12 protein-coding genes are annotated in these 14,911 nt (G+C 70.7%); 7 read left to right on the forward strand and 5 right to left on the reverse strand.

The genetic code is table 11. The annotated features are described in order from the left end of the window. The first annotated feature begins 65 nt into the window (after positions 1–65). Together ACIA8X_RS01825 and ACIA8X_RS01830 are read left to right on the forward strand one after the other, a co-directional pair. On the forward strand, positions 66–2,348 hold the full coding sequence (locus ACIA8X_RS01825) for a (Fe-S)-binding protein (RefSeq protein ID WP_399457557.1): 2,283 nt from the start codon (positions 66–68) through the stop codon (positions 2,346–2,348). 89 nt (positions 2,349–2,437) lie between these two features. Further along, positions 2,438–2,731, forward strand: coding sequence for a zinc-ribbon domain-containing protein (locus ACIA8X_RS01830; RefSeq protein WP_393449901.1), 294 nt, complete (start codon positions 2,438–2,440; stop codon positions 2,729–2,731). Between the two features lie 9 nt (positions 2,732–2,740). Here the strand turns inward: ACIA8X_RS01830 and ACIA8X_RS01835 are convergent, their stop codons facing one another. The 3 genes from ACIA8X_RS01835 to ACIA8X_RS01845 form a co-directional block, all read right to left on the reverse strand. Beyond that, positions 2,741–3,499, reverse strand: a complete 759-nt coding sequence (locus tag ACIA8X_RS01835) for a DUF2637 domain-containing protein (protein ID WP_393449904.1) — start codon at positions 3,497–3,499, stop codon at positions 2,741–2,743. A gap of 331 nt (positions 3,500–3,830) precedes the next feature. Beyond that, entirely contained in the window at positions 3,831–5,018 is a 1,188-nt protein-coding gene (locus tag ACIA8X_RS01840) for an MFS transporter (RefSeq protein WP_393449907.1), read from the reverse strand. A gap of 67 nt (positions 5,019–5,085) precedes the next feature. Then, entirely contained in the window at positions 5,086–5,634 is a 549-nt protein-coding gene (locus tag ACIA8X_RS01845) for a YciI family protein (protein WP_399457558.1), read from the reverse strand. A 46-nt stretch (positions 5,635–5,680) separates the two neighbouring features. On the opposite strand from ACIA8X_RS01845, the gene ACIA8X_RS01850 reads away from it, so the two are divergent. Beyond that, positions 5,681–6,154 carry a GNAT family N-acetyltransferase gene (locus tag ACIA8X_RS01850; protein WP_399457559.1) on the forward strand — a complete coding sequence of 158 codons (474 nt, stop codon included), beginning with the start codon at positions 5,681–5,683 and terminating at the stop codon, positions 6,152–6,154. A 22-nt stretch (positions 6,155–6,176) separates the two neighbouring features. On the opposite strand, the gene ACIA8X_RS01855 is transcribed toward ACIA8X_RS01850, so the two are convergent. Beyond that, complete coding sequence (locus ACIA8X_RS01855) at positions 6,177–6,971, reverse strand: SAM-dependent methyltransferase (protein WP_393449916.1); 795 nt, start codon at positions 6,969–6,971, stop codon at positions 6,177–6,179. A 183-nt stretch (positions 6,972–7,154) separates the two neighbouring features. Between ACIA8X_RS01855 and ACIA8X_RS01860 the strand changes: the two genes are divergently transcribed. Together ACIA8X_RS01860 and ACIA8X_RS01865 are read left to right on the forward strand one after the other, a co-directional pair. Further along, on the forward strand, positions 7,155–8,423 hold the full coding sequence (locus tag ACIA8X_RS01860; protein ID WP_399457560.1) for an FG-GAP repeat domain-containing protein: 1,269 nt from the start codon (positions 7,155–7,157) through the stop codon (positions 8,421–8,423). Between the two features lie 132 nt (positions 8,424–8,555). Continuing rightward, the gene (locus ACIA8X_RS01865; RefSeq protein WP_399457561.1) at positions 8,556–10,019 is read left to right on the forward strand and encodes an FG-GAP repeat domain-containing protein; all 1,464 of its coding nucleotides are present in this window, start codon (positions 8,556–8,558) and stop codon (positions 10,017–10,019) included. Between the two features lie 23 nt (positions 10,020–10,042). Here ACIA8X_RS01865 and ACIA8X_RS01870 read toward each other — a convergent pair whose 3' ends face one another. Next, positions 10,043–11,557 (reverse strand): pentapeptide repeat-containing protein, encoded by a 1,515-nt coding sequence (locus tag ACIA8X_RS01870; protein ID WP_393449925.1) that lies wholly within the window; start codon positions 11,555–11,557, stop codon positions 10,043–10,045. 355 nt (positions 11,558–11,912) lie between these two features. Between ACIA8X_RS01870 and ACIA8X_RS01875 the strand changes: the two genes are divergently transcribed. Then, entirely contained in the window at positions 11,913–13,394 is a 1,482-nt protein-coding gene (locus tag ACIA8X_RS01875; RefSeq protein WP_393449928.1) for an FG-GAP repeat domain-containing protein, read from the forward strand. A 79-nt stretch (positions 13,395–13,473) separates the two neighbouring features. Next, positions 13,474–14,886 carry an FG-GAP repeat protein gene (locus ACIA8X_RS01880; protein WP_393449931.1) on the forward strand — a complete coding sequence of 471 codons (1,413 nt, stop codon included), beginning with the start codon at positions 13,474–13,476 and terminating at the stop codon, positions 14,884–14,886. Positions 14,887–14,911: the final 25 nt, after the last annotated feature.

The raw sequence follows: 14,911 nt of genomic DNA on the forward strand, positions 1-14,911 counted from the left end.
CAGACGGACTGCATAAGTTACCGCTTAGTAATATCTGACCCCTCGCAGGCCCGAGGAGCCCCGAAATGCAACTCGCCGCGATCATCGTGTCGCTGGTACTGACCGTGGTCGGCGTTGCGCTGCTAGCACGCGCCATCGGCCAGTTCGTCCGGTACTTCAAACTCGGCCAGCCGGTTCCGGCCGGCAGCCGGACCGACAACCCCTACGCGCGCAGTGTGACGCTGGTACGCGAGTTCCTGGGCCACACCCGGATGAACCGCTGGGGCATCGTCGGCTTCGCCCACTGGTTCGTGGCGGTCGGCTTCCTGACCCTGCCGCCGACCCTGGCGCAGGCGTTCGGCCAGCTCTTCCAGGCCGACTGGACGCTGCCGGTCATCGGCGGGTTCCTGCCGTTCGAGCTGTACATCGAGTTCATCGGCGTGATGACGATCCTGGGCATCGCGGTGCTCATCGTGATCCGCCTGCTGAGCCTGCCCTCCCGGGCCGGCCGCAAGTCCCGCTTCGCGGGCTCGAAGTCCGGTCAGGCGTACTTCGTCGAGTACGTCATCCTCACCATCGGCCTCGCGATCTACGTGCTGCGCGGCCTGGAGGGCGCGATCCACCACGTGGAGCACTACGAGGCCGCGTACTTCGCCTCGTACCCGCTGGTCCTGGCCTTCAAGGGCCTGAGCGTCGCCACCCTCCAGACGCTGATCTACTTCACCGCGATGGTGAAGATCAGCACCTCGTTCATCTGGATGATCGTGGTCTCGCTGAACACCAACATGGGTGTGGCCTGGCACCGCTTCCTGGGCTTCCCGAACATCTGGTTCAAGCGCAACGCGGACGGCGGGACGGCCCTCGGCGCGCTGCTCCCGATGACCTCCGGCGGCAAGCCGATCGACTTCACCGACCCCGGTGACGACGACGTCTTCGGCGTCTCCCAGGTCGAGCAGTTCTCCTGGAAGGGCCTGCTGGACTTCTCCACCTGCACTGAGTGCGGCCGCTGCCAGTCGCAGTGCCCGGCCTGGAACACGGGCAAGCCGCTCTCCCCGAAGCTGCTGATCATGTCGCTGCGCGACCACGCGCACGCCAAGGCGCCGTATCTGCTGGCCGGTGGCGGCAAGACGATGGAGGGCGAGGAGAAGGCGTCCGAGGAGCAGCTCAAGGACGTCCCCACGGCCGCCCTTGCGGAGGCCGAGCGTCCGCTGATCGGCACCGTCGAGGAGAACGGCGTCATCGACCCGGACGTCCTGTGGTCCTGCACCACCTGCGGCGCCTGCGTCGAGCAGTGCCCGGTCGACATCGAGCACATCGACCACATCGTCGACATGCGCCGCTACCAGGTGATGATCGAGTCCGCGTTCCCGTCCGAGGCGGGCACGATGCTCAAGAACCTGGAGAAGAAGGGCAACCCCTGGGGCCTGGCCAAGAAGCAGCGCCTGGAATGGCTCAAGGAGGTCGACTTCGAGGTCCCGGTCGTCGGCAAGGACATCGAGGACCTCACCGAGGTCGAGTACCTGTACTGGGTCGGCTGCGCCGGCGCCCTGGAGGACCGCGCCAAGAAGACCACGAAGGCCTTCGCGGAACTCCTCCACATCGCGGGCGTCAAGTTCGCGATCATGGGCGGCGACGAGAAGTGCACCGGTGACTCCGCGCGCCGCCTCGGCAACGAGCCCCTCTTCCAGGAGCTCGGCATGGAGAACGTCATGGCTCTGAACATGGCGTTCGGCGAGGAGATGGACGACGACGGCAAGGTGACGCCCGAGTCCGCCAAGCCCAAGGCGGCCAAGAAGATCGTCGCCACCTGCCCGCACTGCCTCAACACGATCGGCAACGAGTACCCGCAGATCGGCGGCGACTACGAGGTCATCCACCACACCCAGCTGCTCCAGCACCTGGTGGACGAGGGCAAGCTGGTCCCGGTGACCCCGGTCGAGGGCATCATCACCTACCACGACCCCTGCTACCTGGGCCGCCACAACAAGATCTACACGCCCCCGCGCGAGATCATCGCCAGCGTCCCGGGCCTGCGTAACGAGGAGATGCACCGCCACAAGGAGCGCGGCTTCTGCTGTGGCGCCGGTGGTGCGCGGATGTGGATGGAGGAGCGGATCGGCAAGCGCATCAACAACGAGCGCGTCGACGAGGCTCTCTCCACCAACCCCGACATCATCTCGACGGCCTGCCCGTTCTGCCTGGTCATGCTGACCGACTCGGTCAACGGCAAGAAGAACGACGGCAAGGCCAAGGAGTCCATCACGGTCGTCGACGTCGCCCAGCTCCTGCTGGAGTCGGTCAAGACGCCGGTGGACCCCGAGGACACGGCCGAGGCGGAGAGCGAGCCGGAGCCCGAGCCGGTGAAGTAGCTTCTAAAGCAGTACGACGCCCCCTGTCCTCCTCGGGCAGGGGGCGTCGTCGTACACACGGCAGGAAGCGATCGGAAAGGATCCGCGGCGTGATCATCTTCGGTACCAAGGGCTACCTCTACCAGCTCGCGATACTCACCCTGGTGTGCGGCCAGTGCGGCAATCCGGCCGCGCACACGCTCAGGAAGCGCGTCACGAAGTTCACGCTGTTCTTCGTGCCGCTGTTCCCGTTCTCGACCAAGTACGCGACGCAGTGCACCTTCTGCGGCGCCGAGCAGAAGGTCACCGCGGAGCAGGCGGAGCAACTGCAGGCGCAGGCCCTCGGCGGCGGGCACGGCGGTCAGCAGTCCTACGGGCAGCCGCAGCAGCCGTACCAGTCCTGAACCGACCGGTCAGGATTTCGTCTGCTTGGTCCCGTTCACCGGGTCGGCCGCGTGCTTCGGGCCGGGCCGCGACGAGAACTGGCCGACGAGTTCACGGAAGCAGACCAGGGCGGTGATCGGCGGAATTCCGACGACCACCATCGCGAGCAGGGAATGCGGTGACTGGCCGATGCACAGCGCCACCGCCACGCCGGAGGAGACCAGCATGACCGCCCAGGAACGGCGGGCGGTTCTGCGCTGAACGGATGCGCGCAGGATGGACAGTCCGGCTAACAGCCACGGCCCGTACACCGTCAACGGCCACCACTCGCCCAGTTTCGGCGACACCACGAGCAGCGCGATACTGCGGAGCTGATCGTACGAGTACGAGATCGACCAGGTCAGCATGGTCACCGCACACACCGTGATCGCCGCGACCAGGACCGCGACGGTGATGATCCGCGGGTTTCCGCCGAGGATGCGAGCGCCTGCCTGGGGCCGCCGTCGATTGACCGGGCGGCGCGGACGGGTGTCTCGGTCCAGCGGGCGGGTGTCCCTGTCCAGCGGGCGAGCGTCCCTGTCCAGCAGACGCGTCCCGCTGTCGAGCAGGGGAGCGGCCGGATCCAGATCCATGCCGTGCGCCGTGTTCAGCATCTGGGCCAGCTCGGCATCCGGATCCCACGCCTCCGCCGAGATCGTCGTCGGACCGGGGACCTGCCAAAGATGCTGCGTGTCGACCTGCTGTGTGTAATGAGGGTAATCGCCTAGCGCGTCATAATCGGTCCTCATTTCTAGAACCCTTCCCCTTCCATCGACGCCCGGAGATATTCACTCTCCATCCGACCGATGGTTCTCAGAAAGTCCTCAAGCAGATCCGAGCAGTGCGTGACGCTTTCCCCGGTGGTCTGATCAGCTGCCTGCCGCGAGCGGAACGGACCACCCTCACCTGCATGTCTTTCCTGCCAAGTCACGCCCACCTAACGAGCACCGGACGGCGTAGGACATCTGGCATTCGGGGGAATATCCGTCAACGGTGATTATCTGGAAGATCCAATTCCGGGGCCCGTCACGATGAAATTCTGAAAATGTCGAAGATATCGATGGCGGCGAAGATATATGACTAGATCTTGTCGGGGGCGGCGCGCCGCCGGGCCGCGAGGGCGAGGGCGGGGCCGACGGCGAGGAGGAGGGCGAGGGCCGCGTAGCCGTAGGTGAGGGTGGCCAGGGTGGCGACCGCGGCCACCAGCAACGGGCCGCCCGCGTCGCCGAGTTCGCGGCCGAGCTCGGCGGAGCCCATGGTCTGGCCGAGCCGTTCCGCGGGGGTGGCGGCGGCCAGCGCGGCGAAGCCGAGCGGGGTGATCAGGCCGGTGCCGATGCCGATCAGGGCCGCGGCGGCCAGGACGCCGGTCAGGCCGGGCAGCATCGCGCAGGCCAGGCCGGCGGCCGTGATCAGCAGCCCGGCGGTGAGGCCGCCGCGGACCGTGAGGCGCCCCTCGTCCAAGGCTCGCCCGGCCTTCGGCTGTACGACGGCGGCGCAGGCCGCCAGCACCGACACCGCGGCGCCGGTCGCCACCGTGCCGAGTCCGGCGGCGGCGCCGGAGACCGGCAGGAAGCCGACGCCGACGGAGAGGGCGGCGGTCGCGCCGGCCAGGGCCGCCGTGGGCCGCAGGAAAGCGGGGTCCGCCAGGCGCCGGGCGAGGTCCACGACCGTCTGCCGTTGCCTGGGCAGCGGCGGTACGTGCGGGACGGCGACCGCGGCCCAGAGTGCGACCGCCGCGCCGAGCACCGCGAGGACGGTGAACAGCAGCCGTAGGCCGCCGGCCCACACCAGGAGGCCGCCGAGCAGCGGGCCGAGGGTGTAGCCGATGGACTTGTGGAAGCCGTAACTGCCGAACGCCCGCCCGTGCCCCGCCGCCGGGTTCAGCCGGGCCACCAGCGCGGACGCTGACGGCGAGAACGCGGAGGCCGCGGCGCCCTGGCCGAGGCGGGCCGCCCACAGCCAGCCGGGGCTGTCCGCGACGACGTAGGCGGCCGACGCGACCGCGAACGCGACGAGCCCGCCGAGCAGCACCGGCCGGGCACCGACCCGATCGGCGAGCGCCCCGAACAGCGGCTTGAGCAGCACCTCGGCACCGTCGTACAGGGCCAGCAGACCACCCAGGACGAGCAGCGAGGTAACGGCGTCGTCGGAGTGCCCGCCGAGGTTGGCGGCAATGCCGTGGGCACCGAAGGCGGTGGTGAAGCCGGCGGCGTAGAGGGGCCACATCTGGGCGGCGGGGGCGGCCTGCTGTGGCGACGTCGCGGTCATACGGCGCCTTCCTCGGCGGGATGGTGGGCTGGGGCCGGGCGTCTGGGACGGGGTGCCGGCCAAACCCTCACCGCCGCCCCCCGAACTCCCAGTCATGGACCTCGACTTCGGCATACCGGTCCACCGTCAGTACGGCGCGGGCCGCGTCCGGGTCCGGGGCCCTGAGGAGCACCGCCGTGCCCACCCAGGTGGCGCCGTCGTCGGACAGCAGCGGGCCGTACGCGATGAGTTCGTCGCGGTCGGCCGGTACGGCGAGGTCGACGGCCTGGCCCGCGCCGAGGCCGAGCACCAGGTAGCGGTTGCCGTCGGTTCGGCCGCCGGGGAAGTCCCACATGGTGCGGCCGAGCAGATTGCGCCAGCGGCGCAGCAGTACGTCCCGGTAGGCGCCCGCCTGGTAGTTGGGCTCGTCGAAGGCGAACGCGCGGGCGCCGGTGGGGTCGGGCAGGTCGACGATGTGGACGCTGCCGGTGGGCGTCTCGCCGTCGGCGGCGAAGGTCGGGCCGCGGGCGATCAGCTCCTTCGCGTACCCGTCCATGTAGGACCAGTGCGCTTCCACCAGTTCCTCGCGCAACGGGAGTGAGCCGGGCCGATCGCGGTGGTAGCAGAAGAACTCCATGCGCCCAGTGAAGCCGGGCGGACCCCGGCCGCGCTAGCGTTCGATCATGGCGGACTGGGAGATACGGCCCGCCTCGGCGTCGGACGTCGAGGCGGTGGCCGAGTTGCGCGCGGTCGTGCTGCGGGCGGACCTGGAACGGCTCGGTCGGTACGACGAGGGGCATGTGCGGCAGCGGTTGCGGGACGGGTTCGAGCCGGCCCACACCTGGGTGATCGAGGTGGGCGGCGCGTTCGCCGGGTGCGTGGCGCTGCGGCCGGCCGAGGACGCCCACTGGCTGGAGCACTTCTATCTGGCCCCGCGGCTGCAGGGCGGCGGTATCGGTTCGGGTGTGCTGCGCGAGCTGCTGGAGCGGTGCGACCGCGACGGTGACGGTGCCGGCCTCGTCGTCCGGTTGAACGTGCTGCGGGGCAGCGCCGCCCGACGGCTGTACGAGCGGCACGGGTTCACCGTCGAGACCGAGGACCGGGTGGACGTGTTCATGGTGCGTGGCCCTCGCGGCCGAGCTGCTGAGGGCCGCTGAGGGCTCCCGACGGCGCTAGGGCCTACGGCTTGCGCGCCACCCCGCCGAAGTCGTCGACCTCGGCCGGCGCCTGGTCACCCGACGGGCTCGGGCGCCACCGGGACACGGAGACGACGCCCGGCTCCAGCAGCTCCAGGCCCTCGAAGAACCGGGCGAGTTCCTGCGGGCTGCGGTTGATCCGGGGGTTGTCGCTCGCCGCGTTCCACTGCTCGACCATCGCGCGCTGCTGCTCGGGGTGGACGACGGCGGTGCTGTCGCAGAACACGAGGTAGCTGCCGGACGGCAGGGCGTCGACGAGGCGGCTCACGATGCCGTAGGCGGAGTCGTCGGTGACGTGCGCGGCGATGCCCAGCAGGATCAGCGCCACAGGCCGGCTGAAGTCCAGGGTCCTGGCGGCCTTTTCCAGGATGGCCTCGGGTTCGCGCAGGTCGGCGTCGATGTAGTCGGTGGCACCTTCGGGCGTGCTGGTGAGCAGCGCCTCGGCGTGGGCCAGGACGACGGGGTCGTGGTCGACGTAGACGATCCGGGTCTCGGGGACGAGCCGCTGGGCGACCTCGTGGGTGTTGTTCGCGGTCGGCAGCCCCGTGCCGACGTCCAGGAACTGCCGGATGCCGGCCTCGCGGACGAGGTACTCCACCGTCCGCACGAGGAACGCCCGCTGGGCGAGGGCGACGTCGAGGATCGCCGGGTTGCCGCCGGCGATCTGGTCGCCGACCTGCCGGTCTATCTCGTAGCAGTCCTTGCCGCCGAGCCAGTAGTTCCAGATCCGGGCGGAATGCGGCACGCCGCTGTTGATCAGCGGGCGTTCAATTGGCATGGGAGCTCCCCGAGTTGGCCGGATGTCACCCCATAACCTAGCCCCGCGGACCGTACGGCTTCCGTCATCCCCGCACAGGTCTGTCGCCTCTCCTCGAACGCGTGCATCATTACCCAGTTGTTGCCCCTGGTGCTGACGAGGTGATCGGTGCGCACGCGAAGAGCCGGGATGTGTACGGCGGTCATGAGCGCGACCCTTCTGCTGGCAGCGGCCTGCGGTCCCACCTCGCACGACGACGCGGAGTCGGCGCAGCACACTCCGGTCCAGGTCGCCGACGCGCCCGCCCAACTCCCCATCCCCCGCGGCAAGGGCAGCAAAGCCCCCGACGACGACTTCAACGGCGACGGCCACCGCGATCTCGTCCTCAACGACCTGGTCAAGGAGCAGGCCCACGCCGACGACGCGGGCATCGGCGTCGTCTACGGCAGTGACCGCGGACTGAAGCCCGGCGCACGGCAGTTGCTCAGCCCGCGACGGCAGGCGGCACCGACGAAGGGGCAGCTCCCGGCCGTCTTCGACGCGGAGGAGACCTGCGACCTGGACGGCGACGGCTTCACGGACCTGGTCGTCTCCACCGACCCGCCCTACGACGGGCAGGGCCGGCCCCCGGTCCCGCTCCAACTCCTCTTCGGCTCCCCGCAGGGCCTGACCGGCAAGGCGGTCAAGCTCACCATCCCGGCCGCCGCCCGCGTCGGCAACGACTGGCCCGACCAGCCGGTGTGCGGCGACTTCGACGGCGACGACGCCGAGGACCTCGTCGTCCACGCGTCCGGCGGCCGACTGAGCTTCCTGCGGGGCCCGTTCACCCGCAAGGGCACCCCGCGCGCCGCGGGCGCCCCGGTCACGGCCCCCGGCAACGTCCCCACGGGCCCGTCCGCCGACGTCAACGACGACGGATACGACGACCTGGTGGTCCGTACGACTGAGGGCGCCGGCCCTTCGGCCCTCGTCCTCGGCGGCCCCACCGGCCCCACCCGCACCGGAGTCACCCTCCCCTCCGGCATCGACGTCGCCCTCGGCGCCTTCGGCAAGGGCAGGGGCGCCCTGGACGCGGCGATCGGCACCCTCGACGGAACGTCCCTGCGCTACGACCTTCCGGCCACCGCCGCCCGCGGCACCCTCGACGTCCCCGGCTCCATGCTCGACACCGCCGACTTCGACGGCGACGGCCTCGACGAACTCGTCTCCAGCGGCTCGCGGCTGCGCGTCTTCCCGGGCCGCAAGACAGGGCTCACGACGACGGGCATGGTGACCGTCGAGCCGCCCGCCCAGGGCACCACGCGCGTCGTCACCGTCGGCGACTTCGACGGGGACGGGCGGGCGGAGCTGGTGGTGCGGGCGTACGTCGGCGAGACCAAGGACACGGTGGCCGTGTACCCGGGGGTGAAGGAGGGGCTGGTGGCGGCGCGGCCGACGGTGACGTTCTCCAGCTCGGAGTTCCTGGCGCCGTAGCCGATGGGCCGGGCGGACCGGAACGACCCAGCCGAACGCGGGTACAACCTTCCCCGCCGCCCGAGGGTCTCCTGATCACTTGATCGCCTGATCACCGAACTGGTCAACTCCCCCTCCCCCAGGAGAACTCGCATGCTTCCGCAGCACCCGCGCCCGGCAAGACTCGCCCTCGCGACGGCCACCGCCGCCGCACTGACGGGCGGTCTGCTCACGTTCGCGGCCGTGCCGGCGACGGCCGCGGACACCGACCGCACCCACAAGGCGGACTTCAACGGCGACGGCTACGGTGACATCGCCCTCGCCGCCCCGTACGTGAAGCTCGGCGACAAGGGATTCGCCGGCTACGTGGCCGTGCTGTACGGCGGCGCGGGCGGCATCGACCCCGCCCGTCGCACCGTCGTCAACCAGGACACGGCGGGCGTGCCCGACACCGTGGAGACGGAGGACAACTTCGGCTCCGCACTCGCCGTGGCGGACCTCGACGCCGACGGCTACACCGACCTCGCGGTGGGCGCGGCCGGCGAGGACGGCGGCGAGGGTTCCGTCACGATCCTGTGGGGTTCGGCGAACGGCCTCGCGAACGGCACCAAGGTCGCCGACCCGGCGCCCGCCGCCCACGGCGAGTGGGGCAAGCTCCTGACCGCCGGTGACTTCGACGGCGACGGCAAGACCGACCTGGCCGTCGGCACCGGCTCCGCCCACGCGTACGTCATCAAGGGCGGCTTCACCGCCGACGGCACGACGGGCACCGCACAGCGCGTCGATGTCCCGGAGCAGGCGTACGCCGTGGACGCCATGGCCTCCGGCGACACGAACGCCGACGGCAGGGCGGACCTGGTCCTCACCTACCGCACGGACGAGACGACGGACCCGTCGGGCAGCTGGTCGAAGGGCGTGGCGTACCTGGGCAGCGCCTCCGGCCTGGACACCTCCATCCCGCGCATGCTGAACGGCGGCACGTCGCTGACGCTGGGCGACATCGACGGCGACGGCTTCGACGAGATCGCCATCGGCAACGTCTTCACGACCGAGGACGACCACAGCGGCAGCCTCGGCGGCAGGGTCGTCGTCATCCGCGGTTCGGAGGGCGGCCCGGTCAACGGCGACGCCCCGATGGCCGAACTCACCCAGAACTCCACGGGAGTTCCGGGCGCCGACGAGGCCCGCGACGGCTTCGGCAGCGCGGTCTCCATCGCGGACGTCAACGGCGACGGCTACGGCGAGCTGGCCATCGGCGTCGTCTTCGAGGACCTCGGCACGACGGAGGACGCCGGCGCGACGATCGTCATGAACGGCGCCTCTTCCGGGGTCTCCCGCACGGGCGCCCTCACCTTCACCCAGAACACCTCCGGCATCCCCGGCACGGGCGAGGCGACGGACTACTTCGGCTCCGACGCCCTCCTGACGGACGTCAACGCCGACGGCCACGCCGACTTCACGGTGACGGCGGGCTTCGAGGACGAGGGAGTCGGCGCGCTCACCACCCTGACGGGGTCGGCGTCGGGCATCACGACCACGGGGGCGCGGACGTTCGGACCGGGAAGCCTGGGGCAGCCGCGGACGTACGGCGCGTTCGGGGCGGGGCTGACCGGCTGACCTGAGGCCGCCCCACATGCCTTTCAGCCGCGCTTGAGGCGTCCGTGGATGGCGAGCCCCGCCAGGCCCAGCAGGACGGGTTCGGTGAAGCGGCTCGCCATCTCGACGTAGGTGCCCCAAGTCGTGAGGTTCTGGCCGCTGGATCGGAACACCACCGAGTTGAGCACGACCTTGAGCGCGGAGTTGGCGCGCTTCAGAGTGAACCGGTCGCGCAGTGGCAGCGTCAGCTCGGGGTCGGGGGTCTGCACCGTGAGCTCCACGCGCCCACTGGCAGCGGGCATACCGCCCGTCACCGTCTGCTCCGGATCGGCATCCGGCAGTCCGACCCCCATCATCAGCGTGATCGTCGCGATGACGGCCGCCAGGAGCCAGCCGAGCGCACGCGTGGCACGCAGGCCGTAGCCCGACACCAGCCAGTACGTGTGCAGGAGCCACCGTTCCGTGGTCGACGTGTCCTTGGCCCGGCGACGGCGCCGCATCTCCATCTCGCCGTAGTAGAAGCCACCGGCTCCGGGCTCGTTCTTGCCGTCCTCCAGCGCCTTGCGCAACTGGCGGTACAGGGCGGCGACGGCACTGGGCCCCGGTCCGTCCGGTGACGTCTCATCGGCGAGCACATCCCGCTTCACGGGTCGTATCGGTATCACGCCCAATGTCCGTCGCCACTGGGGCGGTCGGTCGAACGTGCACCCCCGGAAGTCGAGGAGGTCGAGTCTGTGAGCTTCGGCGAAGCGGCATTCGCTCAGGTCGAGATCGACGAGCACCAGCTGGGAGGCGTCGACGTGCCGCAGCGCCGCCGGCTTCGGAGCGCGAGCGCCCATCGTGCCCCGCCCGGGTGCGGGAATACGCGGGGGAAGCTGTAACAGGCCGCTGTCATGGATCACCGACAACTTGTCGCGCAGCACGGCGTCGGCCAGCAGAACCGTGGCATTGCGCAGCCGCAGCACCCCGCCGCCGTTGAAGGTGGCGTCCTGGCAGTCCAGCCCCGTGGTGTTCAGCGTCAGCTTCACACGCTTCTCCAGCGTGGCCCCGTTCATGACCACGGAGTCCTCGCACTGTGCCTTCCCGGTCAGGCTCTCCTGGAAATGCGCTTTTGTCAGCACCCACTTCCGTGCGACCCAGATGCCGTCGAAGGAGGCGTGGCCCTGCCAGATGGCCCGAGTGAAGTCGACGGACTTGGCGTCGGCGGCGGACGGCTGACTGCGGTAAGTGGCACCGTCGTACAGGAAGGCCGAGCCGTCGAACCTGCACTCCCGCTCGAACACGGCGCCGACGAAGGACACCGGGCCGTGGAAGCGGGCACCACTGAAATCCGCCTCGCCGCGGAAACGCGCTCCTTCGAACGAGGTCGCGCCGGTGAACTCGAAGCCGCTGAAGTCGGTGTCGCCGGTGAACACGGTTTCTTCGAACCGCGCCGCTCCGAAGGAAGATCCCGCCGCGACCCGCACGGCCGCGAACAACTCGTCGGAGAACGTCACTCCGCTGAAGTCCCGGACGAGCCCCAGGGCGACCCCGTTCAACGCGTAGCTCTGCTCCTGCACATCCCTGGGATGCTCCAGACAGCGAGTGCGGCCTGGCAGTCTCGCAGCGCGGCAGCCGAGGGAGTAGGTGCATTCGCGCAGACCTGGTCGGTTGATCGTCACGGCATGCATGGTCACTCGCGTCGCCTCGTTCCGCAGCCGGTTCGACCAGAGAGCCCGGCCGCCAGGATCCCACCGGCCACACCCGCCTCAAAAAATTACCGAACTCACGTACAACCCCTACGCCCCCTCACAGGTCTCCTGTTCGCCGACCGCACCGTGAACCCGAGGACAACTCCCGGAGAACACCGGCGGTCGCACCCCACCGACTGCGGATGCCCCGCTGGGCATCCCCGCATGCAGCAGGAGAACCCGCATGCACAAGCACCACCTGCGACTCGCCCTCGCCACGGCCACCGCGGCCGCGCTGACGGGCGGTCTGCTCACGCTCACCGCGTCCACCGCCACCGCCGCCGACTCGACCCACGTCCCGGCCGCCGACTTCAACGGCGACGGCATCGGCGACGTGGCCTTCTCCGCCCACGGTGCCCACGTGAGCGGCAAGAGCGCCGCCGGTCAGCTCGTCGTCCTCTACGGAACGGCCACCGGCGTATCGTCCGCCAAGCGCCACACGATCAGCCAGAACACGACCGGTGCTCCCGGCAGCGCCGAAGCGGGCGACGGCTTCGGCTACGACACCGCCTACGCCGACTTCAACGGTGACGGCTACGACGACATCGCCGTGGGCGCGTCGGGCGAGGACGTCGGCAGCGACGTCGACGGCGGTGGCGTGGCCATCCTGTGGGGCTCGGCCTCCGGCATCACCGGCAAGGGCAGCACGGTCGCCGACCCGGCCCCCTCGTCGCACGACTACTGGGGCAAGAACCTCGCCGCCGGTGACTTCGACGGCGACGGCAAGGCCGACCTGGCCGTCGGCGCCTCCTCCGCCACCATCCATGTCTTCCGGGGCGGCTTCTCGTCGTCGGGCACCGCGCTGCTCGGCCGCTCCACCGTCAAGCCCCCGATCAAGGGCGGCGGCACCGCGAACGGCCCGCTCAACCTCACCGCCGGTGACGTCAACGGCGACGCCCGCACCGACCTCGTGGTCGACGGCTTCGAGACCGAGACCGACTACGGCTGGAACCGCAACTACTACGTCCCCGGCACCGCGAGCGGCCTGAGCACCGCGAGCGCCAAGGCCCTCAAGCCCGGCGTGATCACCGCGATCGGCGACATCAACGCCGACGGCTACGGCGACATCGTCAGCGGCGCCGCGTGGAACGCCACCACCAGCGACGGCACCTCCATCCCGGACTCCGCCAAGGGCGGCAAGGTGTGGGTGACGTACGGCACGGCGGACGGCCCCGGCACGGCCACCGGCATCACCCAGGACACCGGCAACGTCCCCGGCGCCTCCGAGACCAACGACGAGTTCGGCCACGAGCTGGACCTCGGCGACATCAACGGCGACAACTATCTCGACCTCGCCATCGGCGTCGCCGGCGAGAACATCGGCAGCGCCGCGAACACCGGCGCCGTCACGATCCTGTACGGCGGCGCGAGCGGCCTGAACACCTCCTCCGGCGCGCAGTCCTTCGCGCAGAGCACCGCGGGCGTCCCCGGCAACGACGAGGACGACGACATGTTCGGCGTCGACGTGAAGCTCGACGACGTCACCGGCGACGGCCGGACCGACCTGATCGTCGGCTCCCTCGAGAACGCCGGCAACGGCGGCGTCACCTACCTGCCCTCGAACGGCACGAGGATCGTCACCACCGGCTCCCGCAGCATCGCCCCGAGCACCTCGGGCGTCTCGACGACGGGCACGCCGTACTTCGGCGCCAACTTCGCCGACTGAGCCCGTACGTCCCGACAGGCCGGGCCCGTTCGTCCCCACGGGCCCGGCCCTCCCCCTCCCCTGCCAGGAGCACCCGACCTTGCGCAAGCGCCCCCTTCTCCTCGCCGCCGCCCTCACCGGCGGCCTCCTCACCACGCTGCCCGCCGCCACCGCCTCCGCCGCCACCGCCGGGCTCTCCGGTGACTTCAACGGCGACGGCTACCGGGATGTCGCGGTCGGCGCCGCGTGCACCGACGTCGGCTCGGCATCCTGCGCCGGTGCCGTCGTCGTGCTGTACGGCTCTTCCTCCGGCGTCTCGGCCGCCAGGAAGGCGATCATCACCCAGAACTCGCCCGGTGTGCCGGGCACCGCCGAGGACACGGACCTGTTCGGCGCCAGTCTGGCCGCCGCCGACCTGGACCGCGACGGCTACTCCGACCTCGTCGTCGGCGCCTCCGGCGAGAGCATCGGCGACCGGGACGGCGTCGGCTCCGGCACCGTCCTGTGGGGCTCCAAGTCCGGCCTGTCCGGCGGCAAGGGGCTGCCGCAGCCGTCCACGCTCGCCGAGTGGGGCGGCTTCTCGCGCGGCATCGCGACGGGGGACTTCGACGGCGACGGCGACATGGACGTCACCCTCACGGGACAGAGCCACACCCGCCTGTACCTGGGCCCGTTCACGCGTACCGGCGGGCCGCTGAGCCACTACCGCGTCGGGGAGGTCGGCACCACGCTCGACGCGATCGCCGGCGACCTGACCGGCGACGGCGCGGCCGAGCGCGTCTACCCCCTCGGCGAGGACGGCGACCCCGGCGGCCGGATCGACTACTACCGCTGGACCGGCGGCGGCTACCAGTTCATCGGGCTGCCGAACGCGGACGGCGTCGGGGGTTCCATCGCCGACGTCAACGGCGACGGCTACGGCGACCTCGTCCTCGGCGACTCCTCGGACCCGGGCGCCGAGAAGCCCGGCGGCCACAAGGGCGGCCAGATCACCGTCTGGTACGGCGGCCCGAACGGCCCCGACCCCGCGCAGACGCCGACCGTCGTCCACCAGGACAGCGCGAACGTGCCCGGCGCGGGCGAGACCGACGACGCCTTCGGCGCGGCCCTGAGCACCGGCGACATCAACAGCGACGGGTTCGCCGACGTGGCGGTCGCGGCTCCCGGCGAGGACATCGGCCCGGCAGCGGAGGCCGGCTCGGTGACCGTCCTGTTCGGCTCGGCCTCCGGGCTGAAGACCAACGGCGCCCAGTCCTACACCCAGAACACCGCCGGCGTCCCCGGCACCGCCGAGGCCTGGGACCGCTTCGGCTCCGCGGTCGACCTGACCGACCTGACCAAGGACGGCAAGGCGGAACTCGTCATCGGCGTCGACGGCGAGAACTCCGCGGGCGGCGTGTGGACCCTGCGCGGCGCCTCCGGCGGCCTGACGACCACGGGCGCCAAGGGCCTGGTCGCGGCCGACATCTCCCTCAAGTACGGCAACAGCTTCGGCTCGGTGATCGCCCAGTGACATACCGTCAGTTCGTCGGCGAGGC

Origin of the sequence: Streptomyces sp. NPDC051738 (genome assembly GCF_044453205.1) — a bacterium.
GTDB lineage: Bacteria > Actinomycetota > Actinomycetes > Streptomycetales > Streptomycetaceae > Streptomyces.